Annotated in this window: 19 protein-coding genes, 1 pseudogene and 1 CRISPR repeat array; of the genes and pseudogenes, 4 read left to right on the top strand and 16 right to left on the bottom strand. The window is 62.3% G+C overall.

All coding sequences use genetic code 11. The features are described 5' to 3' along the window. Positions 1 to 899 precede the first annotated feature (899 nt). Positions 900 to 1,619: a DarT ssDNA thymidine ADP-ribosyltransferase family protein gene (locus F3H57_RS21585; protein ID WP_149758934.1), complete on the top strand. Its 720-nt coding sequence runs from the start codon at positions 900 to 902 to the stop codon at positions 1,617 to 1,619. Between the two features lie 101 nt (positions 1,620 to 1,720). Continuing rightward, complete coding sequence (locus F3H57_RS21580; RefSeq protein ID WP_188129792.1) at positions 1,721 to 2,263, top strand: uracil-DNA glycosylase family protein; 543 nt, start codon at positions 1,721 to 1,723, stop codon at positions 2,261 to 2,263. 271 nt (positions 2,264 to 2,534) lie between these two features. Here F3H57_RS21580 and F3H57_RS21575 read toward each other — a convergent pair whose 3' ends face one another. Continuing rightward, complete coding sequence (locus F3H57_RS21575) at positions 2,535 to 3,398, bottom strand: HNH endonuclease (protein ID WP_149758930.1); 864 nt, start codon at positions 3,396 to 3,398, stop codon at positions 2,535 to 2,537. A gap of 372 nt (positions 3,399 to 3,770) precedes the next feature. Beyond that, positions 3,771 to 4,709: a hypothetical protein gene (locus F3H57_RS21570; RefSeq protein WP_149758928.1), complete on the bottom strand. Its 939-nt coding sequence runs from the start codon at positions 4,707 to 4,709 to the stop codon at positions 3,771 to 3,773. Positions 4,710 to 4,941: 232 nt separating this feature from the next. Between F3H57_RS21570 and istA the strand changes: the two genes are divergently transcribed. Continuing rightward, entirely contained in the window at positions 4,942 to 6,507 is a 1,566-nt protein-coding gene (gene istA, locus F3H57_RS21565) for an IS21 family transposase (protein ID WP_149758926.1), read from the top strand. Continuing rightward, a complete protein-coding gene (istB, locus tag F3H57_RS21560; protein ID WP_149758924.1) occupies positions 6,440 to 7,147 on the top strand; it encodes an IS21-like element helper ATPase IstB in 708 nt (235 codons plus the stop codon). Before istA ends, istB begins: the two co-directional genes overlap by 68 nt. 248 nt (positions 7,148 to 7,395) lie before the next feature. On the opposite strand, the gene F3H57_RS21555 is transcribed toward istB, so the two are convergent. The 14 genes and pseudogenes from F3H57_RS21555 to cas3 form a co-directional block, all read right to left on the bottom strand. Next, a complete protein-coding gene (locus F3H57_RS21555) occupies positions 7,396 to 7,791 on the bottom strand; it encodes a hypothetical protein (RefSeq protein ID WP_149758922.1) in 396 nt (131 codons plus the stop codon). 85 nt (positions 7,792 to 7,876) lie between these two features. Next, positions 7,877 to 8,848 (bottom strand): annotated as a pseudogene (locus F3H57_RS21550) (IS5 family transposase). Positions 8,849 to 8,922: 74 nt separating this feature from the next. Further along, entirely contained in the window at positions 8,923 to 9,708 is a 786-nt protein-coding gene (locus F3H57_RS21545) for a hypothetical protein (protein ID WP_149758920.1), read from the bottom strand. An 80-nt stretch (positions 9,709 to 9,788) separates the two neighbouring features. Continuing rightward, positions 9,789 to 10,403, bottom strand: a complete 615-nt coding sequence (locus tag F3H57_RS21540) for a hypothetical protein (protein WP_149758918.1) — start codon at positions 10,401 to 10,403, stop codon at positions 9,789 to 9,791. Positions 10,404 to 10,694: 291 nt separating this feature from the next. Continuing rightward, positions 10,695 to 11,327: a transposase gene (locus tag F3H57_RS21535; protein ID WP_149758916.1), complete on the bottom strand. Its 633-nt coding sequence runs from the start codon at positions 11,325 to 11,327 to the stop codon at positions 10,695 to 10,697. Between the two features lie 237 nt (positions 11,328 to 11,564). Next, a complete protein-coding gene (locus F3H57_RS21530) occupies positions 11,565 to 12,005 on the bottom strand; it encodes a ribbon-helix-helix protein (RefSeq protein ID WP_149758914.1) in 441 nt (146 codons plus the stop codon). Positions 12,006 to 12,897: 892 nt separating this feature from the next. Further along, a CRISPR array of direct repeats spans positions 12,898 to 14,520; the repeat unit is 29 nt; unit sequence GGGTCTATCCCCGCGAGCGCGGGGGAGCC. A 63-nt stretch (positions 14,521 to 14,583) separates the two neighbouring features. After that, positions 14,584 to 14,877: a type I-E CRISPR-associated endoribonuclease Cas2e gene (gene cas2e / locus F3H57_RS21525; RefSeq protein ID WP_149758912.1), complete on the bottom strand. Its 294-nt coding sequence runs from the start codon at positions 14,875 to 14,877 to the stop codon at positions 14,584 to 14,586. Beyond that, positions 14,877 to 15,752 carry a type I-E CRISPR-associated endonuclease Cas1e gene (gene cas1e, locus F3H57_RS21520; RefSeq protein WP_149758910.1) on the bottom strand — a complete coding sequence of 292 codons (876 nt, stop codon included), beginning with the start codon at positions 15,750 to 15,752 and terminating at the stop codon, positions 14,877 to 14,879. Before cas1e ends, cas2e begins: the two co-directional genes overlap by 1 nt. 4 nt (positions 15,753 to 15,756) lie before the next feature. After that, positions 15,757 to 16,491 (bottom strand): type I-E CRISPR-associated protein Cas6/Cse3/CasE, encoded by a 735-nt coding sequence (locus F3H57_RS21515; protein WP_188129791.1) that lies wholly within the window; start codon positions 16,489 to 16,491, stop codon positions 15,757 to 15,759. Continuing rightward, complete coding sequence (gene cas5e / locus F3H57_RS21510; RefSeq protein ID WP_149758906.1) at positions 16,488 to 17,186, bottom strand: type I-E CRISPR-associated protein Cas5/CasD; 699 nt, start codon at positions 17,184 to 17,186, stop codon at positions 16,488 to 16,490. The genes F3H57_RS21515 and cas5e overlap by 4 nt, the downstream gene beginning before the upstream one ends. Continuing rightward, positions 17,183 to 18,322 carry a type I-E CRISPR-associated protein Cas7/Cse4/CasC gene (gene cas7e / locus F3H57_RS21505; protein ID WP_149758904.1) on the bottom strand — a complete coding sequence of 380 codons (1,140 nt, stop codon included), beginning with the start codon at positions 18,320 to 18,322 and terminating at the stop codon, positions 17,183 to 17,185. The genes cas5e and cas7e overlap by 4 nt, the downstream gene beginning before the upstream one ends. Next, positions 18,315 to 18,845, bottom strand: coding sequence for a type I-E CRISPR-associated protein Cse2/CasB (locus F3H57_RS21500; RefSeq protein WP_188129790.1), 531 nt, complete (start codon positions 18,843 to 18,845; stop codon positions 18,315 to 18,317). The genes cas7e and F3H57_RS21500 overlap by 8 nt, the downstream gene beginning before the upstream one ends. After that, positions 18,838 to 20,355: a CRISPR-associated protein Cse1 gene (locus F3H57_RS21495; protein ID WP_188129789.1), complete on the bottom strand. Its 1,518-nt coding sequence runs from the start codon at positions 20,353 to 20,355 to the stop codon at positions 18,838 to 18,840. The genes F3H57_RS21500 and F3H57_RS21495 overlap by 8 nt, the downstream gene beginning before the upstream one ends. A 326-nt stretch (positions 20,356 to 20,681) precedes the next feature. Then, positions 20,682 to 23,177: a CRISPR-associated helicase Cas3' gene (cas3, locus tag F3H57_RS21490; protein WP_149758900.1), complete on the bottom strand. Its 2,496-nt coding sequence runs from the start codon at positions 23,175 to 23,177 to the stop codon at positions 20,682 to 20,684. Positions 23,178 to 23,745: the final 568 nt, after the last annotated feature.

Raw genomic sequence — 23,745 nt, 5'->3', positions numbered from 1 at the left:
GGCGGCGAAGGCGGGAATGCGTTCGAGTGGCATACGCATATCGCCGTTCTTCATCATCGAGACCACGTTCGGGCGCTCGTAGCCCATCTCGCTGGCGATCTCGCGTTGGCTCTTGCCGCTGGCCTCGATGGCATCGGCGATCATGCGGGCGGTGGGGCTGTCGGTCATCAGGTCCTCGTTGTCTCAGTGGGTTACGAGACGATGATAGAAGGCGACATGAGCGTCCTTGATGCGGTGTGACAGTGGACCGGTCAGCAGGGGCGGTGACAGGAAGTCCTAGAACGGTCGGCAGTCGTTATGGAACCCATCCCGGGCTGCAGCCGAGCTAGGCACCCCGAACCTTGGAGTTTCTTTCGCGCTGGCAAGTCAGCGCAGACTGGTGACGATCGGAGGTCACGCTGACCGCCAGGAACGGCGGATTACCGTCGTTGGCCGCAGGTGCGAGAGCACGTTCGGACCACTGCGAAAGCGGACCTTCAACCGCGAATCCTCAGCGGAGCGGCACTCGCTTGATCTACAGGAGAACTCGCACCACCTGGCTCGGTAACACTACCTCCGACGGCCTTGCTTCTCTCTCCAATTGGAAGTTACGTTCAAGTTGTCCGGCGGGATTACTGCGGCTCCGGGCATAGGTGCTACGTGCACAGACACACAGTCGGCCAGACGCTGCGGAATTGTCGCTACGGCTCGAATAACTTCTAATCAAGAGAATTAGGATAGACAGATGCGTGTTCCCTCGGCCATTGAAGGGCAACTTGGAGGCAGCAATATCTTCGATACCATTTTCTTAGCAGTGATATTGGCCATTTTTATTCTTGGTATATATCGAGCGCTCGCCTCGCGAAATGAATGAAATGGGGATAATGCATACACTGAAAATCGGCTGAGGGCATCGCAGCATGAGTGTAGCAGACACTATTCGTAAAATCGCTCAGGGGCGCGGCATCACGAAGCTCCTTCACTTCACGGCATTGGAGAACGTAGAATCAATCGTCCGGTATGGATTTCTGTCGCGAGCTGAAATGGCTATCCGGGGAATAGTCACTCGAATGAGCGCCCCCGAGAGAATTGACCGGCGTCGTGACGCTATTTCATTGTCTATCGAACAGCCCAACTTCGAGATGATGAAATCCAAATATTCCCATCTATCAGGGGATGTTGCGTGGGTCCTGCTTCATTTGAGTCCGGAGATACTTTGGGGCAATCGTTGTCGGTTTGCATACACAAACGCGGCCAAGACTGAAATTCTTCGGGGTGGAGCGCTATGTGACGGCCAGGCTTTTGAGGACATGTTTACCCGCCGTGGGCGTCACGTTCCGTATATCATTGGTGACAACCGGACACCGAGCCATCCGCTTGACCCGCACGCTGAGGTGCAGGTCCTGGAACGTATTTCTCCGCATCACATTACCGGAGCCGAAGTCTGGGGTTACAAGGTTGCCGTAGTGGTGGACGACGCACTTAAAGCCCTTCCTGGCGAGGAGCGAAACGTAGAATCTCAGTCAGATCGCATGTATGACTACCGACCCTACGACTATGATCCTCCTGGCTATATTTGGAAACCTGCCCCGGACGGATCACTCAGTTTCTCCAAGATTGATGGCCACGGAATCTATTGAAGTAATATTCGCCTTGGTGAGGAAGAAATCTCTTCAACCGCCGATCATATTGACAGGGTAATTATATGTGCCTCAACTCCATAGACTTTAGACGCGGAGACATGCACGCAGATCTGGTGTTGCTCGGCGCATGCCCGGGACAAGACGAATGGCAGGCGAATCCACAGCGCCCATTCGCCGGGCGGTCGGGGGAGAACCTCAGTGTCCTTTTAGAAGTTCTGCGAGACCTGCAAAACAAGGAGGTCTATGGAATGCAGCCGGAAGATTTTATTTCGACCAATATTGACGATTATACCCTTATGAATTCTCACTCGGAGGCCAAGTGGAAGGGGGAGCACGGGCGGTCCACACCTCGAATGTTAGAGATTGCCGAGCAGGGTAATTATGGTCGATTAACCGATCAGTTACAGGCAGTTGCCGCAAGAGTTGTCGTCGGCTTAGGACGTCCAATCAATGATGCCCACTTGGTTCGTAAAGGGAAAGATAGCGGCCCCTTGAGGGCTATCAGATTGCTGATGCCCGACCATCCACAAATGGTATTTTGTATTACCGGACACCCCTCACAACAAGCCATAAATCGCTATGGAAGCGGCGACCCTCGGCGTTGGTTTCGAGATACCTTACAGAGGTTCCCGCCACAATAGAGGCAGCTTCTTCATCTATCCAGTGCTTCATATCCAATATTGGCAACATGGGTCAACGGCTGCTTCGGCATTGCGGCGGCGCAGCATATCGGCAAGTGCGAAGGTCAGTAATGGGCCGAGTGCGCGGGTCAGAGGCTGCCGTGCCCCCGTGCCGTCGCCAGGGCCGGCAGATCGACATGAAGAGCCCATTACGGTCATTCAGAAATGGCGCATCGGGTCCAAGTGAGAAGAAGATAGATCGATCCCGCCCGTGCGATCGAATGGTGAGCATTCAGTCGCTCACCAAATAATCCTTGAGAGCCTTGACGTCTGCGAGATCTGGCATCCTGTGGATCATCCGGTGGCAATTTGCGCAAAGGACGGCCAGATCAGAAACCCTCAAAGGGCGCGCCTCGAAGTTCTCTGAGTATGGCACCTTATGATGAACTTCAAACATCGCCGCGCGAACATGGTCTTTATAAGAGGCTCCGCAGCATTCACATTTGAAGCCATACTTCGTCAGAGCCTTTTCCCTAGATTTTGAGCTGCGCTCAACTGCCTTAGTCCATTTTCTACGCTTTCTCTCGTTTACAATGTTTTGACGGCTTACTGTGGCCAAGTTTTCAAACCATTTTACCCATGGCGAACCATTTTCTCCATATAGAACAGGGAACATGCCTGCTGGCTTGGGCTGCATAACGTAGTCTCGTCTGTCAGCTGGAATTAGATATGCATCTTCAGGGGCCACTCTCACCCTGCAATATATTTCCGATTCACCAGCCATAAGGCCATCTGGGTGTCTGACAGGAATTGAAAATACTGTGGCATTTCTGTAGTAACCGCACAATGCGCCACTGCTAATAAATATTACAGTCACGCCTGAGACCTCTGTAGCGCCTCTATGTCCGCCCAAACGAGCTAAGTCACCCCCGCCTTCCTTAGGAAGATAACCATAGATGAAGCCATCGGATGACAGTGAAAAATTATGAACTTCGTGGGGAGGTTTACCGCTCTGTCCGTATCCCATGACGGGCTTTGCGGTTAGGCTCTCCCCGTCAAATCGGGGGAAGTTTTCTACCCGAGCCAGTAAGTAGGCCATTTTCTCATTCCATAAATTGATATCGCGTTTAAAGCGCGGTGCGAGCCTTATATACATAAAATTTATTCAGCGCAAAGCCTTCGAGGAGTCTCGCCGATCTACCAACACAGCCCTTACTCTTTGAAGCCACCGACCGCATAGTCCCGCACAACGGACTATGCCTGCTTGATTTCGCTGCGTCGGGCCTCGACGTCCGGTATAAGGAAGCTGCACCGAGGCGTCACTCAAGCGTCGAGCGGCAGCCTTGGGCCGATAACGTCAAAGCGCTGACAATTTTCTTGGGGTCAGCCTAAAGCAGTGTGCTCGGCTCTCCACCTCATCTGTGCTTGTGCCCACCAGGCGGCCCCGCCGTGGCCGATGGATCGGACCACGCTGCACGTCGACCTCCTGCCGCGCACCAGGTGCTCGCGCTAGCTGGACGTGCGGATCTCAGTCGTAGAACCCCTGCATCAGATAGGCGAATTCCTGGCTCACCGGGTCGTTGTCTATCGCTTCCTCGGCGGCAAGACCCAGGAATGCGGCCAGGGCAAGGCTGGCGGCCTGGAGCGCGGGACGCAGAGCGAAAAAGCGCCGGGAAGAGCCGACGCAGACGCGACGGACCGCCTGCATCGTTCCGGAGGTGCGCTCGGCCCGACGCGGTGCCTGGCGTCCCGGCGCCACGCGCGGCGTGTCGGTGGCGATCTGCCAAGCGGTCTTCGACGGAACGAGCCGCGCGGCTTTGGGCGCCACGGAGTCCCGTTTCCAGCCCGTCGTGATCTGGCGGCAATGGTGGTAGGTGAACTCTTTCGAGCGGAACGCCCAGTTGAATACGAACTCGTCGAGGATGTGAGGTCGCCATTGCAGATCGCCCAGCGGTCCGCTCGGTCGCACGCACCACTTCGCGGGGCAGGGCTTCTTGTTCGCAACGAGGAACCGATGGTCGTCATGTCGCACGACGGCGCCACGCGCCGGTTGCCGTGCATAACGCCACTCGCCGCCGAAACGGGTCAGACCGAACCGGCTGTGCCAGGTCGCGTCGAAGACGGAGTTCGGCGTCCGGCCGAGCACCAGCTCGTCGATGTCGCAGCACAGAACCGCGCGGGCCTGTTGGAGGAAGCGCAGGCGCACGGCGTTGAGGGCGCATGTCTGCAAGAACAGCTCGGTATTCCCGTAGGGCCTGCGACCGCGGGGACCGAACGGCAGGCTCGTGCTCAGCACCAGAGCATCCAGTCCGGTGCGTTCGAGGACGCGCGCGATGTCGCCAGGCTCATACAGGGTCGATCCGTTGTCGACCAGGACGATGGCCTCTGCGCCCTGCGTCTGTGCATGGAAACGCGCGAAGTCCTCGATCCAGACGAGGTCGTTGTCCTTCGACATGGTGACGATCACGTTCCGGCCCCTGAAGCGCTCCGGCTCAGCGGGATGAACAATCGTCTCGAGGCGGGAGGTCCCCGATGCGAACGTAACGCGGGCCGGCTGGACGGGGCTCTTCAATCGAACGAGGCTATGGCTGTGAACCGGCGTGGAAAAATGACCCCGTAGCGGGGTGATCGGCGTCCAAAAATGACCCCCTTACATCGGTGGCCATGATGCTCCTTGGGCAACCGGGAGCAGGTGCGGGATGTTGGTCGTGGAAACTATCGCGAAGATCCGTCGGGCGTATTTTCAGGACAAGAAGCCGATCAAGCAGATCTGCCGTGAGCTGCGCGTATCGCGGAACACGGTGCGCAGGGTGATCCGGTCCGGGGCGACGGAGTTCAGCTACGAGCGCAGCGTGCAGCCCCAACCGAAGATCGGGCCGTGGAAGGACGAGCTCGACAGGATGCTGGCCGAGAACGCCGGCAAACCGAAGCGGGACTGGCTCACGCGCATCCGGATCTTCGAGGAGCTTCAGGCGCTCGGCTACGAAGGCGGCTATGATGCCGTTCGGCGCTATGCCTCGTCGTGGACGAAGACCGAACGGGAAGCCTCGGCTGCCGCCTACGTGCCCTTGAGCTTCGATCCCGGCGAAGCCTACCAGTTCGATTGGAGCCATGAGGTCGTCCTGGTCGACGGGGTGACCACGACGGTGAAGGTCGCGCATGTCCGGCTCTGCTACAGCCGGATGCTGTTCGTACGGGCCTATCCCCGCGAGAGCCAGGAGATGGTCTTCGACGCGCACGACAAGGCGTTCGCCTTCTTCGGCGGGGCCTGTGCCCGGGGCATCTACGACAACATGAAGACGGCGGTGGACACGATCTTCGTCGGCCGCAACCGCGCCTACAACCGCCGCTTCCAGCAGATGTGCGGGCATTACCTCGTCGATCCGGTCGCCTGCACCCCCGCGTCTGGCTGGGAGAAAGGCCAGGTCGAGAACCAGGTCGGCGTGGTCCGCCGGCGTTTCTTCGTGCCGCGGCCGCGGTTCAAGAGCTACGCCGAGCTCAACGCCTGGCTCGAAGACCGCTGCGTCGCCTGGGCGAAGTCGCACCCCCATCCGGAGATGCGCGACCGGACGACCTGGGAGGTGTTCGAGCAAGAGCGGCCGCGCCTCGTGCCCTATGCCGGGCGGTTCGATGGCTTCCACGCTGTTCCCGCCTCGGTCTCCAAGACCTGTCTCGTGCGGTTCGATAACAACCGATACTCGGTCGACGCCCGCGCGGTCGGCCGGGCTGTCGAGGTTCGTGCCTACGCCGAGCGCATCGAGATCTGGCAGGACGGCAAGATCGTGGGCGAGCACGACCGCGCCTTCGGCCGTGGCAAGGACATCTTCGATCCGCTGCATTACGTCCCGGTGCTCGCCCGCAAGCCGGGCGCGCTGCGGAACGGGGCTCCATTCAAGGATTGGGAATTGCCGGCGGCGATGCGGCGCGTGCAGCGCAAGCTCTGCCGGGTGCCGAACGGCGACCGCCAGATGGTCGAGATCCTGAGCTCGATCCTGACCGACGGCCTGGACGCGGTAGACGCGGCCTGCGCCGAGGCTCTGAGCGAGGGCGTCCATTCGTCTGCCGTCGTCCTGAACATCCTCGCCCGCCGCCGCGAGCCGGCGACGCCATTGACCATCGCAACGCCGGATGCACTGCGCCTGAGCTGCGAGCCGGTCGCCGATTGCAGACGCTACGACAGCCTCAGGAGACCGGACCATGGAAAGATCGCAGGTGCTGGACGTGATGGGCCAGCTCAAGCTCTACGGGATGAAAGCGGCCTATGACGAGATCATCGCCACCGCCGTGAAGCGGCAGCACGAGCCGCAGAAAATCGTCGGAGACCTGCTGACCGCCGAGATCAGCGAGAAGCAGGCGCGCTCGATCAAATACCAGATGACCATCGCCAAGTTGCCGCTGGCCAAGGAGATCGACGAGTTCGACTTCGAGGAGACGCCGGTCAACGAGACGCTGGTCCGTGACCTGGCCGGAGGAGACTTCCTCGAGCAGCAGCGCAACGTCGTGCTGATCGGCGGGACCGGAACCGGCAAGTCGCACCTCGCCGTCGGCATCGCCCGGGCCTGTATCCGAAGCGGAAAGCGCGGCCGCTTCTTCAACGTCGTCGATCTCGTGAACAAGCTCGATGCCGAAGCGCGCGCCGATCGCCAAGGCCGCACAGCCGATCTGCTCTGTCGCCTGGACTTCGTCATCCTCGATGAACTCGGATATCTGCCTTTCGCTCAGACCGGCGGTCAGCTGCTCTTCCACCTGATCAGCCGCCTCTACGAGCGCACCTCAATCCTGGTGTCGACAAACCTCGACTTCGGTGAATGGCCGAGCGTCACCGCGCTCCTCGACCGGTTCACCCACCATTGCGACATCGTCGAGACCGGCAACGAGAGTTGGCGCTTCAAGACACGAGCCTGAGACCCGGATCTTCGCTGGCCCGATCCGGTTGCGCTGTATGAAGGCTACACCGCATCGGGCCAGCTTACGGTGCGCTCAGAGGGGTCAATCTTCGACGCCGATAGGGGGTCAGAATTGGACGCCGATTGACAACGAGCCTTCCGCTCCGGCAGCGCAACCCTGCGGCAAACATTGTCGTGACGTCAACATTTCGAGGGAATGAACGCGGTCTTGTCATCCTGTCCGTCGCGCAGGCTGTGGTTCGGCCGCTACTGGGGACGATTGCACTTGTAGCGCGTCCGGATAGTGTTGCGCGCGTGTTGGTACAGGTTGTGCCACTCGGATGTGCCGGAGCCCGCGCTGCGTCGCTTTTCCTCTTCGGCGATGGCATAGCGGATCGCCTGGCTGGCGCGCGACGCGGCATCGGCGGATGTTTCGCCCGGATCGTAGTAGCAGCGGATCGTCCTTTCGCGCGCGCCGCTGGCCGGTGGCGTCTGGTAGAGCGATGCTGTAGCAAAGGTGAAGTCCTTGTAGCCGCGTAGGGCCGCGGCCAGCTTGATGCAGCCGTAGCGTGCTTTCACCGACTGCACCTCGCTTGCGAGACGGGCCATGGTCTGTGACGGGGTCTCGCTTTGCATCTTTCCGACGGAGGCGCGGGCGTTCACCGCCAACGCCTCCCGGGCGGCGCGGGCGCGGGGCGTTGTTGCATTTCTCCGTTATGAGGCGTGACTGCCCCTTACCCCGCTGACGTTAGGCTATGCGGACGATCTCGGCGGTGCCGAGGGCGTTGAATCGGTTTATGAGGGCGATGCGGATGTGGATTTCTGCGGTCTGGCGCTCGGGGTCTCGTGCCGCGATGCGCTCGCCGAAGGATTTCAGGCAGCGCATCCTCGCCTCGATCCTGCTGCGGACATGGTATCCAGTCCAGCGCTTCCAGAATGCCCGCCCGTAATATCGCGTCGCGCGCAGGGTGTCGTTGCGGGCGCGTGCCGCAGGGCAGTCTTCTTTCCATAGCCGCCCGTTTTTGCGGATCGGGATGATCGGAACCGCGTCGCGCTCGATGATAGCCTTGTGGCAGCGGCGCGTGTCGTAGGCGCCGTCCGCGGTCACTGTGCCGATCAGTTCGCTCTCCGGGATCTGGCTAAGCAGGTCGGGCCACAGGGCTGTCGCCGTCGCGGCCGGGGGTGAATTCCACGGCGCGGATGTCGGACGTAGCCGGGTCCATGGCCAAGTGTACTTTGCGCCATTGGCGCCGCCCCTGCACTCCGTGCTTGCGCGCCTGCCATTCTCCATCGCCGAGGAACTTGATGCACGTGCTGTCCACGAGCAGGTTCAGCGGTCCGTTGGCACGCCGATACGGGACCTGGACGGCCAGGGTCTTCTGCCTGCGGCACAACGTGGAGAAGTCCGGCACAGGCCAGTCCAGACCCGCCAGCTTCAGCAGGCTCGCCACCATCCCGGAAGTCTGGCGCAGCGGCAATTTGAACAGGATCTTGATCCCCTTTCGGGACATTGCTGCGCAATGCCCTGCCGGGCAGTGGACAAGCAGAACTGTATCGCCGCATCGGAAAACACCGCTGGCCGCCCAAGCCGCCCGTCACGCGGCGCGCGCCAGGTCATGTTCTTGTCGAACCAGATCAGCAGAGACCCCCGTTGTCTGAGCGACGCGTTGTAGCTGGACCAGTTCGTCGTGCGGTAGCGGGCGGGTGATGGCTTGCTCATGCGGCGCGTCTAACCGCATGAATTCACAAAGTGAATCCTTCGTCGTCAGACTTGAGCAACAACGCCCTTGAGCACTATCTCAACCGTTCGCTGGGCGTGCCCGTTTGCCCTCCGCCGATCAACAAGGGCCGGCCACGGAGGTTCTCGCGGATTTCTGCGATGATTGCCTCTTCGTCTTGTTTCAGGGCTTTGAGTATCTCGACGCGCGTGCTGTTATGCGAAGCCCATCTGTCCGAGACGAGAAATACATAGCACCCTCCTATGGCGACTACGGAGATGGCCAGCCCCACAAACGACATTTGTCCGACGATACCGCCATGCACAAGATAGATGGCGAGGAAGATCGCCACGAGGACGATGGATACCTGCAAAGCTGTAAGCCAAACCGGCCAAGAGCATGCCTCCCTACGCTGATGATTCATGACGACGAGGGTCGATGGCTGGAGTGCGCTTGGAGACACTTCGGCGAAGTCTATTCCCAGCGCTCTTTGATCGCCGATGATCGGACCGCTCAGCACGTTCTGCAGAGACGCCACTCTGCGCTTCAACTCATACTGCGTAGCTACAGCGCTATTAGGCACCAGGCATTGCATGAGCCGAAAGGATGGATTTCCGATTATCGCGATGTATGAATCCAGAGCGGGGCCCTTCAAATCCTCAAAAGCATGGCGAACCAGAGCTTCAAGAAGATCAGATATTCCAATCCCGGCATCCGCCTCCAAGCCCGATTGGATGGTGCCCTCGACGATTGTCGGTGGCTGCCCCTCGACCGTATCAGGCGCGCCCAAGCGAGGCTCTGGGCTTTGTCTCGGGCTTACCAAGGCGTATGCTGAGATGCCGACAGCAAAAACAAGGATCATGATCCATACTTGTTTCGGAACAGAAGGGAAGTCCCACCATTGGCCGTACTTACCGTCACCCCCTCGTCGCCGTTGTCTCGTCAATGCCCTAGTCCTTGTGCGTCGTGAAATGCCGCGCGTGCATCCATCGTTGCCATCTGAAATGAACCGAGTAGGGACATGAAACCGAAGAAGGTGAGCCCTGCATGTGCGACCAGAGCCAAAATTTGGATGGAGTTTGCTTCACCCGGCAAGTTGGCGCACCACGCAAGAGCATCGATCGAGCGATAATACACAAAAATCTCGTTTAGGAATCCGAGGTGTCCTCTCGGCAAGTCCCGAAATGCAGCCGTGGTCGCGTCCAAAAGTGACTGGCTCTCACACCAGCTTGGCGTTGGGTGATTGTGGAAGAACCAATATGCGTAGCCCGCGCTGAAAATTGATCCAATGACCAGTACGGAAAAGCCGATTGCTGTTACTTCGCGAAATGGGGGTCTCATCTGGTAGGCGAGTACCATCATTACACCCCAAGCTACCACCGTAAAGATCAGGCTAGACCCGGCTAAGATCGCAATTTGGTAGGCATCTGAAGATACTAGGAAATATGCAACCGATAGCAACGCCGCCGACGATACGAGAACCGACCATGCGAGAGATGAAATGATTCCTTTTGATAACGCTTGCAGCTCGGAGCCCTTGATATGTGCGCGGTTCAAGTATGCTCGGCGATGTACATATCGGCGACGGAAGTTGCCGATCACGGTCAAGCAAAAGCAGAGAACAAGGAACCAAGTCGCTGCTCTTGAGTGCTCGTATAGGTGGCGCCACGCTACGAGAAGGACAACCAGCACGATTGCCCCCGAGATCATCCACACGAATTTTGCAAACGCACTCACTTCCGAAAGCTCAACTGACCCGACATTCCACAGGTGGTCTGTCTTCAAGGGCTATAGTTGGCTGCATCAGCCCGCCAAGCAAGCATTTTGAGCACCGAGCGGTGTCTGCGGTCACGCGCATGATGGAGGCGCTCGCACTCGGCGGATCGCGGCGAGGATGGCGCGTACCATTGGGCCGGTGACGGTGACTTCGGCCAGTTGAAAGGTGATGGCACGGGCATGGCGCACGATCCGTGCCCCGATCTTGATCAGTTTGAGTTGGAGGCTGGTCAGTGACGAGTCGGCCATGGCCTCGGGCAGTTCGATGCATCGGTCGATCCATCGCCCGCTCAGGTCGGCCAGCGCTACCCGGTTCTCAGGCAAGGCAAGTGTCTCGGTCTCGAACCGCCCCATCTGCGAGGCTGAGCCCGCGTGAGCAACGACAGCTCGGCCACCGTCAACCTGACGCATGGCCGGGTCGAACGCGAGACTGTCAGCATCGTCGACATCCTCGTATTCGGGCAGTCGCCCGAACACCGACTGCCGGAATAACCCGTCAAGACGGTGGACCGTGTTCCTGCCGAGGCGAGAATCGCGGAGGACCGCCGACGCCAAACTGGACAGCCCGAGCGTGACATCCAGCTCTCGCATCACCAGCAGACCAACGTCCGAACTGATCTGAGCTCCCCGGAACTCCAGCCGGGTCCGGCGGTCGAAATCCACTCGATCTGCCCGCTGCGAACCCGCAACCTCCGGGGGATCCATGAGACTCTCCCCTCGCAGCCATCAACGCCATGATTAATATCGCAAATCCCATATTCACCACAGCGAAATCAGCGCATCACTTGGGAAATGTTGGCTAGAATCGCCGCGTTAGCGCCGCTGCTACCGGAGGTGGCTCTTTGCCCTCCGAGATTGCATAGACGCAGTCACGGGGTAATTTTGAGCCTCCTGAAGCACATCTGCACAGCGTGGGTCGACCGGCGTCGCCCCGTCGCATCGTCACGCCTCGTCGACGATCCTGTTCAGGGTCGCGTCGCGGATGTCCATGAGCTGCACGAGCATGTCGAAGTAGGTGCGGCGCTCCGCCTGGCAGAGCTGCTTGAAGCGCTCGATCTCGGGTGCCGGGCCGCGGACGTTGATCTGGGCATCTTGCACGGGAAAGGCTCGCTCCGGGCCTGTCTGGCGCCGTGACGCTGCCACTACCTCCCAGGTCGCCGGCATGTACTCGAGCATCGCGGTACGTAGCAGGAGCTCGGCGTCGACGCCAGTGGCGGCGGCGAAGGCGGGAATGCGTTCGAGTGGCATGCGCATGTCGCCGTTCTTCATCATCGACACCACGTTCGGGCGCTCGTAGCCCATCTCGGTGGCGATCTCGCGTTGGCTCTTGCCGCTGGCCTCGATAGCGTCGGCGATCATGCGGGCGGTGGGGCTGTCGGTCATCAGAACCTCGTTGTCTCAGTGGGTTATGAGACGATGATAGAAGGCGACAAGAGCGTCCTTGATGGGGCGTGATAGTGGGCCGGTCAGCGGGGTCGGTGACAGGAAGTCCTAGAACGGTCGGCAGTCGTTATGGAACCCATCCCGGGCTGCAGCCGAGCTAGGCACCCCGAACCTTGGAGTTTCTTTGCCACTTTGAAGTCATCGCTGACTGATGTATAATAGAGGCATCACGCTGAAGTCCATCGGCGTCAGCATATCCACCTTAATGCAAACGGTGATACCGGGAACATGACCGGCGCTATGAGGCAGTGGAAGCCGACGGGTCCAGCTCCTGGCGCAGTGCGCGAAAGCTGAAAAGGACGGAGGCGCTGCGGCAGCGCAACCTCCGGCTCGCCCACTGTCGGCACATCGCAGTGGGTGAGTGCTGGGCCTTCGGGTCCTAACCGCGTTCGGTCCGAAGGGACCGGGATGTCGGGGCTAATGCGGGAGCATGGACGCCGCCCGCCGCACTGATGGTCTAGGTGCTCGGCCCTTATGGTTGCACGTTATACGAAGCTCGTATCGGACATCTCCCGCCATCTTCTGGGTCGGCTCGTGCCGACTCGCTGCTTTGACCCGTTCTCAGCGCTACAGGAGGTGGCGGGGGAATAGACGATTCCAAAGCTCGCGAATGCGAGCGTGGTCAGTGGCCCAGAACCTGCAAAGATCTTGGAAAGATCGGCAGTCGTCATGGAACCCATTCTAGGTCCGCAGCCGAGCTAGGCACCCCGAACCTTGGAGTTTCGCTGGTGACGGAACGTCAGCTTCTGCGCCGGCGGTCGTGCGCGTGTGGGAGGTCTATCCCCCCGCGCGCGCGAGCCTTGTGCCGGGCAACTGCGCGGGCGGCGAGGTGGGGCCTATCCCCGCGAGCGCGGGGAGCCTCGGTCTGCGTCGCGTAGAACCAGTGATCCCAGGGTCTATCCCCGCGAGCGCGAGGGAGCCGCCGGTCCAGAGGCGCGAAGAACTCGGCGCCGAGGTCCATCCCCGCGAGCGCGGGGGAGCCGGAGATGCACCCGGACCGAACTCGCCGATCGGGGGTCTATCCCCGCGAGCGCGGGGGAGCCCACCGCACCTCGCCCTTCGAGCGCGCCTACAAGGGTCTATCCCCGCGAGCGCGGGGGAGCCGGGCGCCGGTTTTAGTCGGCGAGCAGGTCGTCGGGTCTATCCCCGCGAGCGCGGGGGAGCCTCTATCGGGTCTGCGGATTCGCTCAGTGTCGAGGGTCTATCCCCGCGAGCGCGGGGGAGCCTGGTCCTCGAGGGAGGCCGTCGTGGTCGTCTTGGGTCTATCCCCGCGAGCGCGGGGGAGCCCCGCCGCCGCTGAAGCACCAGATTTTCGAGTTGGGTCTATCCCCGCGAGCGCGGGGGAGCCCGGTGCCGCGCAGCAGGAAGCCGCAGCCGGCATTGGAGGCGGGTCTATCCCCGCGAGCGCGGGGGAGCCACCTGCAAAGCGCGGATATCGTCCTTCAGCCGGGGTCTATCCCCGCGAGCGCGGGGGAGCCTCCGCCATCGTGTCGAGTGTCTCGGTCGCGACGGGTCTATCCCCGCGAGCGCGGGGGAGCCTCCGCCATCGTGTCGAGTGTCTCGGTCGCGACGGGTCTATCCCCGCGAGCGCGGGGGAGCCAGTCCGTGGTGCGCCTGATCCGATCCAAGGGGGGGGTCTATCCCCGCGAGCGCGGGGGAGCCTGAACGAAAACGGCGGCTCTTGGGTCAACGGAAGGTCTATCCCCGCGAGCGCGGGGGAGCCCGCAGTCTCCGAGCGGATGCCAACCGGCGTGAGGGTCTATCCCCGCGAGCGCGGGGGAGCCAGACCCTGCCCGATGTCCTCCGCCAGCTTCCCGGGTCTATCCCCGCGAGCGCGGGGGAGCCTTCACGGCGCTTCCCAAGGAGGCACGTGATCAGGGTCTATCCCCGCGAGCGCGGGGGAGCCGGTCTCGGACTCGAACCGAAATCGGGCACCTGGGGTCTATCCCCGCGAGCGCGGGGGAGCCGTCGCCGTGAAGCTCGGGATCTCGAATGCGCCAGGTCTATCCCCGCGAGCGCGGGGGAGCCCCACCGCCACAACCCCATCGGTGTCCGTGATAGGGTCTATCCCCGCGAGCGCGGGGGAGCCACTTCCTCGGCGTTCACGTGCTGGCGCGTCAGGGGTCTATCCCCGCGAGCGCGGGGGAGCCTTGCCCATGGAGGGCAGAATCGAAATTGTAGGGGGTCTATCCCCGCGAGCGCGGGGGAGCCGCGCCCGGAGACATCATCCCTTCGGTCTGCGAGGGTCTATCCCCGCGAGCGCGGGGGAGCCACGTGCCACCAGATCGACGCGCTGTGACGCGAGGGTCTATCCCCGCGAGCGCGGGGGAGCCACGACAAGGAAAACGACGCAGTGGTGCAAGTCGGGTCTATCCCCGCGAGCGCGGGGGAGCCTTCTCTGGGCTGATGGCGACAACGCGGCCGACGGGTCTATCCCCGCGAGCGCGGGGGAGCCCCTCCGTCTTAAGGTGCTGAGTTTATTCGAATGTCAAAGAGCAGTGAAGCGAGCAATCCACCTTCATTTTCGTTTTACAAGAAGTATCCCGTCCGCGTCCACAATCTCCTTGGGGGGATCTCCCAGGTGCTCCATCGACAGATGGCCTACCGCTCCGCCGTCCCGCCAGACCATCACGATGGCGCCGCGGCCCAGCATCTCCCACCAGTCACGGAGGACCTCCCAGACCCGCGCTCGCACGCCCGCCGACATGTCCGGAGCTACGTAGACACCGGCAGAGATCTCAAGCATCACCGATGTCAGGAAGCCGCGATACCGGGCTTCTACGTCCCGTGTGACCACTATTGTCAGCGGCATTAATCGCGCCCCTCGATCAGCGCCTTGATCCGCTCGATCATCTCGGAGATGATACGTTCTTTGGTGAGTGTCCGCCCGATCAACCGGCGTGTGACTCGCTCGACGTTTTCCGCCGGCCGTTCGGAAACCTGCCGCGCTGCTCTGAAGGCGTCGGGAATCGTCACGCTGTCACGGAAGAGATCCGCTACGTCCAACACGAACGACTGGCCGGGATCCTCGTGGATGAAGCCGAGCTGCGGGATCGTCGCCGTGGCGGCGACGGCGATCGCGGCGGCGGCCTCGACTGCGCTGGATGCATGGTTCAGCGCTTGGTTCGGCAGATCGGATGCGTGCGGCGCGGAGCGGTCGTAGCGCCGTCCCCGCCAGTCGACGCCGATGCGACGGGCGGTGAGGGCGTAAGTCTCTTTCATCCGCGCGCCTTCGATCCCGCGCAGCACGTCGAGGTCGCGATGTGGCAGCACTTCGCCAAGGCGCATCGCGTACATCCGACGCGCGGTCATCACGCGCAAATCGTCGTCGGCCCAGAGCCGCGCCTGCACGCGCGCCAAGCCGGAGCGGTCGGGGATCAGCGGTGGTGCGGTGTACATGCGAACCCCGTCCTCTCCAACGGCGGCGAGCGCAGTCCGGGCATGTGCAAGCAGGCGAAGTGCGTCGTGGCTGACAGTCGATCCGGGGCCGAGCAGGATCATCGACACACCCTGAAGTGGGATCGCATAGTCACCGGGGGTCAGCGCGTCCGACGCGGTCACGGCACCTTGTAGGAAGGCTAGCGTACCGTCCCGCGCTGTTAGCGCGCCGCGTGCCAGGTACAGGCAGCCGGCGCGGTCAGCATGCGGGACCTTGGCGCTGTCGAGTCCGAGCCGCCCTTTCAGCATCGCCTCAATCCAGCCGCTGCGGCGGGCGCAACAGCAGCATACCGTAGCCGTAGCTGCGGTGACGTCCTACTCCTCGCGCCAGCAGGTCCGCGAAGCGGACAGGATCGCGCACGCTCAGCGTGCCGTGGATCACTGCGTCCGGTCCGTCAAGCCGACGTCCGCCGCGGACGATGCGTCTGCGCTGGAACGAGGCGAGCCGGGTCGATGTTCTGTCGAGGTCGGCTGCGTCGCCGAGCCGCGCCGTGAGCCAGTCGAGATAGACTTCCTCGCGGGACCGGGCGACACCTGTCCGCAGAGTCTCGGCCAGAAGGGCGTCGATTTCGGCGCCCGCGGCGAACCTGCCCTCTGGCCCTTCTATAGGGGCATTCAGGCGCACCACCGGCCGTACGCTCAGGTCGAAGCCGAGGCGCATCCGGGCCTGCCAGGTCCCGGGCGGTCGGGCGATGCTGCGCAGGGCGGCCAGTTCGAGAACGGAGCTTTCCGAGGGGGGCGCGACCGCGCTGGCGATGTCCCGAAGTGCGTCGGCAGTTTCGGCGCTGTAGCCGTAGATTGTACCGCGGCGCGCGCGCGGTGCGACCATCAACCGGAACGGCTGCACGATACCGGGACCGAAGACCTCGCCGAGAAAGTGATGCAGCGCCAACCCTTCGTCCAAGTTGCCGCGGCCAAGCCGCCGCGCACCGGCCCAACGGTGCAGCGCCGAGAGAGTGAGCGGCATCTCAACCAGATGCAGGTTCATGCGATCCATCCCTCGGCCACTGCGCGGCTGCCTGCATGCAAGCCGCTTTGCCAGTTCCGGAGATCCTGGCGATCGAGATACAGCGCGCCGGTGACGGCTGGTCCTGAGTGGTCGTCGTCTGGCCACAGAGCGGGACCGGCGTAGCCGAGCGAACGCAGTGCATCGAGCGCGCTTCGCCCTTCGGTCCAGCCGGCACGGATCGGGCCCGACGGCAGGCAGGGCTTGCGTCCGATAAAGAGCGATCTGGCCGGACGGTCTAGCGCCAAGGCGACATCCTCAAGTGTCGGTGGCCCGGTACCGTTCAGCCGGAGCACGACGCGGGTTTCGTGATCGGCGAGGAAATCGCGCCGGCGCCTATGCGGAGTATCATAGGTCGCGCCGGCACGACCTTCTGGGGCGCCGAACGTCGTCCAGCCACGGTCAGATTTCTCGAGCTTGGCATTCTGCATGTCGGTCACGACGAGCGGGCTATGTCTGCCCTCGGGCATGACAGCGAGGCTGGCGAAGATCAGGCGCACTTGCAGCGCGCCATGCGCCGCGCGATCCTGGCGCCGCAGGCCGAGGGCGTTGGCCAAAAGTCCTGTCAGTGCCGACTGCGCGGGATGCGCGCGGGTGGGACCCACATAGTCGATACTGACATCGCCGAACGCCATGAGCGGCGCAGCCAGACGAAGGTGCAGCCAGCGGTGGGTCATGCGACCGGCTCGGGAGCAAGGCGCGCCGGTAAATCGGCGGCGAACCGTGCAAGATCGTCGAGTATACCGCGCTCAGCGCCTGGCACCGCAATGTCAGCTAGTGCCATTACGCGTCGCGCCTCGCCAGTCGCGTAGTTGTCGTCGAGGGTCTTGAGGTGCGCCGAGAGGGCCGCGACCGCCGCACCGGTCTCGGGCGGGCAGGGGGTGCGGAAAGCTTCGGCTAGGGATCGCGGCTGGCGGTCGCCCGCCTCGATCAGCAGCATGGAGGCGCGGCTGTAAGGCGCGGTCGAGCCGAGCTTCGCGCCAGGCGAGACCTCCGCGATAAGGTAGACGAGGTTGTACAGCACCCTGCCGGCCATCTCCGCATCCCCCCCGAGGTTGGAGATCAAGCACGGCAGGTCGACGACAACGTACCCGTAGAAGAGGCCCGATGTGAGTTCGGTCTCCTGGATCGTGTCAGCGCCAGTGTCCTCCGCACGGGCAAGGTCGTCGGCGGCGATGAAGTAGTCGCTCTCGGCTTCCTCAGCGTGCACCGTGAAGGCGTGCGCGACGTGGATCGAGGCGTCGATATTGGCCTTCGGATCCGAAGTGACCATCCGCCCAAAAAGCGCACCGGTGAGCCCGCCCGGTAGCCTTGAACCTTCGCTTAGCGCCTTCAGGTTCGCCTTGTGCGCCTTGGTCCAGTCCGCTGCGAGCGTCTTCGCGGCGTTCGCGTCCCCGGAGGCTTCGGCCACGAGCCGCTGCGCCTCTCCGCGCAGATAGGCGACCTCGACTTCGCCAAGAAGCAAGGTCTGCCGGGACTTCTTTACGTCGCCCTTATCCCCGTAGATGACTTTCAGAAACGCGTCCTTGATGGCCGAGGCAACGTCGGCGTCGATTTCTGCGCACCAATTGCCGAACACCTTGTACTCAACGATTTCGCGCGACCGAAATGCCGCGTCCGCGCCGTCGATCTGATGCAGTCCATGGGGATCGTCGGCCATCCGCCAGTGCCGTTTCAGGCATTGCGAGCTGACCCGCGTACGCAGCGCTCCGCCATAGGGCAGGCGTTTGGCCAGACCCGCATCGTCGCGATTGAGCAGTGCACTGGTATAGGGCGCCAGGAAATGGACTTGCAGGAAACGCGGGTCACTCATCGGTCGACTTCTCCATCGCGGTCTCGGTTTGCCGGGCCAGCCGGGTATAGTAGGCGCGCGCGATGGCGCGGCCGTCATCTTTGGTCACTGCCCAGGCAAGGCTTGGCACGTCGATCGTCGGTCGCTGCCGAGCAACTGATCTTACGGCCCGCTCCAACGCGTCGAGCCGGGCGTCTCCGCGGCTGGCAAGAAGGCGCGCGAGCCGGGCTTCGGAGATCACTGGGCGCTCGATCCGCGCACCCGCGGCGCCGCCATCGGCAAGCACCGCCCCGAAGTAACGGCCCGGTTCGTGCACGGTCTTCGTCGCGGAGGCGGGGGTCAGCAGCGCCAACAGCCGCATGATCCGCAGCCATTTCACTTCCTGGCGTGTGCCGATCGCCTTGTCGGCAACGAAGCGCCAGAAGATCGGCGCACCGTCGTTGTCCATGCGCCGCGCCGCGGCCCGATCTCCGGGATCAGAGTTGGCAAGCCATTCGGCCATCTTGCACGCCCATCGTGCTATCTCGCTCTCGTGCTCAGCCATCGGCTCGCTCCTTTGCTCCGATTTCCTGGAACACTTTCCACATACCAGCATTGAGCGCGGCTTCGCCGCGGACCTCTGCGCGCGGTCGCATGATACGAGTGGAAGGTATGCTAGGCCGGGCATGGGCGAATTCTTCCCGCGCCCTGGCTGCAAGCGCGCGGACAAAGCTTAGATGTGCAGCCATCCTCGCCTCGTGGCCTTCAACGGCGAGCTTGTCCCAAAGCGCCGGAAAGAACAAAGCGTCAGCCTCGCGTTGTAGTGCGGCGCGTGCTGGATACGCGCGGGCTCGCGCTGCACGGTCAACCTTTTCGCGGTCGCCGTCAGCGGCGATCAGGGCGAGAGCATATGCGAGTGCGCTGGAGACCGCGTCGATCACTGTGATCTGCGCGTTTGCCAATTCAACTGCCTTTGTCCCAAACACTTGACGTTGAACGACTTTCGGAATGGGTATCACCCGCGATTTGAAGCCGTCGGTCTTGGAATTGCCGCGAGCGAAGGCTTCGGCGATCAGGAGCATCGGGCCGTCATTATCGGCGGGCAGGTCCTTGGCCAGCTCGGGGATTTTCCAGTCGGCCTTTCCACCGCGCCCATAGAGCAGGTCGGACACCAGCCCGTATGTCCAGTCGCGATCGCCCAGCGTCAGCGATTTCGCCTCGGCGATGTGCACGGGCGCCCAAGGGTCGCCAGTGTTGCCCTTGAGCGCCCTAGCCTCAATACGCGGAGCCTTCGAAGTGGTCCGCATCGCCCGGATGCCTTCCGGCGTCTCGAGCAGTCGAATCCGGCGGCAAATCTCGATGAAGAGGGGGTCGAGCGTGTCGAAGTCAAGCATCGCGCTCTCCGCCCAGGGCTCGCACCAGAGCAGCGCCTTACCCGAAACGCCGTCGCGTGCCGCAAGCAGGTGGGCCACGTCCCGCCGCCACCAGGCGCACGGATCAACGACGCTGCCGCCATTCGCGGCCGGAGCGCGCGCGAAAAGCGCCCGCGAGGAGGAGCCCCCGTTCATTCGCGCGATACCGTAGTTGCCGGCGCCGCCGAAGCCTTCCATCGTCTGCAGGCTGACGAGCGCGAAGATCCAGTCTTGTGGAGCGGCACTTCGGGCGATCTCACGCTTGAGGTCGTGATTGCGGGAGGTGATGAGCATATCGAGCGCATCCGGCGTCGCCACGTCCGACCAATTCAGCCCACCCGGATCGGCGGCCTGAAGAAAGGCCGGGAGATCCGGCGACTCCGGCACCAGGTGCCAAGGCGCTTCGTCCTCGAACGCGGTAGTCAGTCCGCACAGCGCGTCGCGCCAAGCCTCCTCCTCCTCGGGGATTGTCCGCAGGCCACCCTTTGCGAGCGCTAGGACGCCCAGCTGCACGAGAAACATATGCCAGGCCGGTCGCTGATGCGGACGAAGCGCGGGAAACCGAGTTACCTTCCCGCGTCGCATTGCGGAAAGGAGCGTGGGGAGGGAGTGCCAGCCGGCATCAGTCTCGATCAGCGGATCGCGCAGAAGATTGTGATTCATCCCTCAATCTGTCCCCGAGGCATCGGGGAAATGTCTTTCACGTCAGGCATTTGAGGGCTATTCTCGAGGTCTCGAGAGACATGCCTGAAACCGCGCATGTCAAGGGCTAACGCCAGTCCGTCGATAGTGGATTGGAAGGCGGTGGCGGCGCGAAAGTGTTTGCTGACGCATAAACCGAGGCCAAATCTGATCATCACCGTCGGTTCTCCATTAACGAAAAACTTTTCATCAGGAATTTGGTTTGCAGTATGTGAGTATCGTCTCGTGCATTGCAAGCGTGTTGTTCTCGTCTGCATGCCGCCGACGTGTAACGTGCAGCTTTCATTTCACTGTTTTCTTAGTCCCGAACTATCGTAAACGAACCGCAGCCCGGCAACTTCGAGCACGAGCGGATTGGTCTGCACCACCGAGACTGCTGCATCCCGGTCAATGCCGTCCGACCACCGAGCCGGTAAAGCGAAGCTGCGAACGGGATGACCGAAGGGGCCGGTCGCAGGCACGTCGAGTCTCAACAGCGCCCCCGGTGCGCCGAGTCGCGTGTAGACAATCTCATCGGCGGGAAAGGAGCAGGGAAATTGCTTGCGGCGATCTAGGTGCTGCAACTCAGCCGCTCCGATTTCGGCCAGCACCTTGCCGTAGAGGTCGCGACGGTGTTGCGTCCAGCCGAACTCGGCGGCAATCGCATCGAGCCTTTCGGGATGGGTGGCGCGCTCGACCAAGCCGCGGTTCATTTCCGGGATGCGCCAGACCGGTGCCCTCTCGATCTCATCGAGCGTGGCGGCAAGCATAGCCACGTCCAGATAGACGCCGGTCAGCGTGCCTCGGCCGGCATACACTCCTAGCCCGTTCTCGGCTTGCCGCGTAAGCGGGTCGAGTCCGGCGGGCGGGCACAGAATATGTGCCGCTGCCGTCTCGAAACCGTCGGGGCGAACGCGATCCGCATGCCGGTGAAGTCGGCCAATCCTTTGCAGCAGCACGTCCATCGGGCAGAGGTCGGTGACAAGCATGTCGGCGTCTATGTCGAGCGACTGTTCCAGTGTCTGGGTGCCTACTAGAATGCACCCTCCATTCCAATCACGATCCTTGAAGACTTGCTCCACGCGCGCATCGAGGCGTGCACGGTCCTCCGCCGCAAATCGGCTGTGGTGCAGCGTGGGCACGCCGTTGAGTGCGAAGACGAGGTCAGACGCCGCTTCTATGCACGCCGCCCAAGTCTCCTTCGCGCGATCGACCGTGTTGCGGACAACCAGCACGCAGGCACCCTTCTTCGCGGCCTGTACGGCGATGCCGGCAGCTGAGGCCCCGTCCCAGCCGAGTTGCGCCGCAATTTTCACGGTCTTGTCCGCATATGCGTCGTGCGCCACCGAACGACAGTCTTGCAATGTCCATACAGCCGGGTATGGCGCCGTTTGCGACTCGAGGAGTGGCGGCGTCGGTTCATCCCGCCAGACTGCGCGCGCCGATGCGCCGAGTGTCGCCGACATTAGCATCGCGTGACCACCGAGTGCCAAGTGGTCGCGGACGACGCCACGCTGTATCTCGGTCATCCAGGCATCGGACGCATGCACTTCATCGATGACGAGCAACGAACGCGAAAGTGCCACCCCTCTAAGATGCGCGTGTTTGACCTTGAGGCCGGCCATCATCGCCTGATCGACAGTGCCGACCGCGATCTGGGCCGCAAGAAACCGGGTCGCGTGCTCCGCGGCCCACCGTGATGGAGCAGTCTCGCCGGCGTCGTCCCATCTGGTCTCGAAGTCGGGGAGCCGCTGTCCGCTCGCCTCTCCCGCGAGGACCTGGCCAGGAACGGCGAGCACTGCTTCGGGCGCGGCATCTCTGAAGAGTCGACGTGCCGCGTGATGCACCCGTTGTTGTAGTTGCCGCGCGGCTGCGCGGGTGGGCACGGCGAAATAGAGTCCCTCTACATCGCCTGCCTCGAATAGTCGCGCGAACCGCCATAGCGCGGCTTCCGTCTTTCCGGAGCCAGTTTCGGCCTCAAGAATAATCAGGCGTTCGGAGTTGGCCACTTCGGCCACAGCCTTTTGCGCCGGTCGAGGTTCGGAATGGTCCGAGATTAGCGGCCAGACAGCGGATCCCTTCAGCCTTTTTTCCCTCGCATCGAGACCGATATCTCCTAGGCGTAGTCGCGCGATTTCAAGGGCCTGCGGCCAGTATTCGGGATCAAATTCCGGTACGAAGCGAAAGGCGTTCCGATCTGAGCCGATCCAGTCGGCGAGAGCGATGAGCCCCGCGACATAATGCGAGAATTCGTTGGTTACCGGCGGCGGCGCGGCGGTGCGGATCTCGGGGAACCAAGCCAGTAGCGCCTCGCCAAGAACGCTATCCGATTCCCGCCAATCGTAGTTCTCGAATATGTCGAATGCATCCAACCCGTTGACCTGACCAGGGTGCGGCACCGGCCGGCCATGATGTGCAAAGAGGATTGGGAACCATGACGTAATGTCGGGCCAGTTTGCCAGGTGCTTTGCGTTGCCACCCAGTGCTGTATCCGCGGCATTTCGGTCGAGCCACCACCAGCCGCACTGCAAATGGCCGCGGAGCGTGATGCCGTCGCGATTTGTCCATGCCTTGGCTTGGAATGCGGGAGCCAGCTTGCCAATATCATGCAGGAACGAAAGGGCGCCAATGCATCGAACTTGCTCCACGGTCAAATCTTGACCCAAGGATCTCTCTGCGGCAGCGCGAAACTTTGGAAGCTCAAGCAATGCAATCGTGACAGCGGCAACGTCCGCACAATGATGCGCGAGATGATGCCGCTCTCCGGTAAAGACGTCGGCTTTTCCCCATGCAGACATTGACATGAATAAGACCCGCAATTCACTTGCCCTTGGACAGTGGGTGCAGACGCAGTGAAATTGCAACTTCTTTTAAAATGAGTCTCGAACATAGCATCGGGCGCCATCACGCTGGCGTCCGATGGTAACCGCTTCAAGGAAGGCAAGAGGGCTGTAGGTGTTTCGCCGTCTACGATCCTCCACGTGCCGGCTTGGGGCCTTTGGGCCGCCGCCTGGGAGGGCCGGCCTTGCCCCGGGGTTTTTCCGACCCCTTGCCGGACGCGGCCGCTGCGGCGCGCGCGCGGTTCTTCTTGCTGTTCGGTTTGCCCGGGGGCGGGGGCGCCCCCTTTTTGCCCGCGGGCAGGGGCGCGTCCTTGGGTTTGCGGTCCAGTGTGGCGGCAGCGTGGGGCTCTGCAGGGGTGCGGTCGACCGCCTCCTTGCGGTTCTCGCTCGACCGGGCGTCGGGCTTTCGAACGGGTTTAGGCGCCGGAGCAGGCTTCTCCCCGGCCGACTCAGGCGCCGCGGGGCGCGGAGGTTTGGCGCCGGTCTTCTCTCGCCCGGCGGTATCTGCCTTGAAACCCGCCCCCCTGGCCGG

Origin of the sequence: Roseivivax sediminis (assembly GCF_900112685.1) — a bacterium.
Lineage (GTDB): Bacteria > Pseudomonadota > Alphaproteobacteria > Rhodobacterales > Rhodobacteraceae > Roseivivax > Roseivivax sediminis.
Note: the sequence above shows the minus strand (reverse complement) of the source record. Positions and strands in the feature narration are given on the sequence as shown.

What these genes read in the sequence shown, in the direction of transcription:
- F3H57_RS21580 (WP_188129792.1), top strand. Translation starts at nt 1,721, where the DNA reads ATGCACGCAGATCTGGTGTTGCTCGGCGCATGCCCGGGACAAGACGAA.
- F3H57_RS21545 (WP_149758920.1), bottom strand. Translation starts at nt 9,708, where the DNA reads ATGATCCTTGTTTTTGCTGTCGGCATCTCAGCATACGCCTTGGTAAGC.
- cas2e (WP_149758912.1), bottom strand. Translation starts at nt 14,877, where the DNA reads ATGCCGCTGACAATAGTGGTCACACGGGACGTAGAAGCCCGGTATCGC.
- F3H57_RS21585 (WP_149758934.1), top strand. Translation starts at nt 900, where the DNA reads ATGAGTGTAGCAGACACTATTCGTAAAATCGCTCAGGGGCGCGGCATC.
- istB (WP_149758924.1), top strand. Translation starts at nt 6,440, where the DNA reads ATGGAAAGATCGCAGGTGCTGGACGTGATGGGCCAGCTCAAGCTCTAC.
- F3H57_RS21535 (WP_149758916.1), bottom strand. Translation starts at nt 11,327, where the DNA reads ATGGATCCCCCGGAGGTTGCGGGTTCGCAGCGGGCAGATCGAGTGGAT.
- istA (WP_149758926.1), top strand. Translation starts at nt 4,942, where the DNA reads ATGTTGGTCGTGGAAACTATCGCGAAGATCCGTCGGGCGTATTTTCAG.
- cas5e (WP_149758906.1), bottom strand. Translation starts at nt 17,186, where the DNA reads ATGACCCACCGCTGGCTGCACCTTCGTCTGGCTGCGCCGCTCATGGCG.
- F3H57_RS21530 (WP_149758914.1), bottom strand. Translation starts at nt 12,005, where the DNA reads ATGACCGACAGCCCCACCGCCCGCATGATCGCCGACGCTATCGAGGCC.
- F3H57_RS21495 (WP_188129789.1), bottom strand. Translation starts at nt 20,355, where the DNA reads ATGAATCACAATCTTCTGCGCGATCCGCTGATCGAGACTGATGCCGGC.
- F3H57_RS21515 (WP_188129791.1), bottom strand. Translation starts at nt 16,491, where the DNA reads ATGAACCTGCATCTGGTTGAGATGCCGCTCACTCTCTCGGCGCTGCAC.
- F3H57_RS21500 (WP_188129790.1), bottom strand. Translation starts at nt 18,845, where the DNA reads ATGGCTGAGCACGAGAGCGAGATAGCACGATGGGCGTGCAAGATGGCC.
- cas1e (WP_149758910.1), bottom strand. Translation starts at nt 15,752, where the DNA reads ATGCTGAAAGGGCGGCTCGGACTCGACAGCGCCAAGGTCCCGCATGCT.
- cas3 (WP_149758900.1), bottom strand. Translation starts at nt 23,177, where the DNA reads ATGTCAATGTCTGCATGGGGAAAAGCCGACGTCTTTACCGGAGAGCGG.
- cas7e (WP_149758904.1), bottom strand. Translation starts at nt 18,322, where the DNA reads ATGAGTGACCCGCGTTTCCTGCAAGTCCATTTCCTGGCGCCCTATACC.
- F3H57_RS21575 (WP_149758930.1), bottom strand. Translation starts at nt 3,398, where the DNA reads ATGTATATAAGGCTCGCACCGCGCTTTAAACGCGATATCAATTTATGG.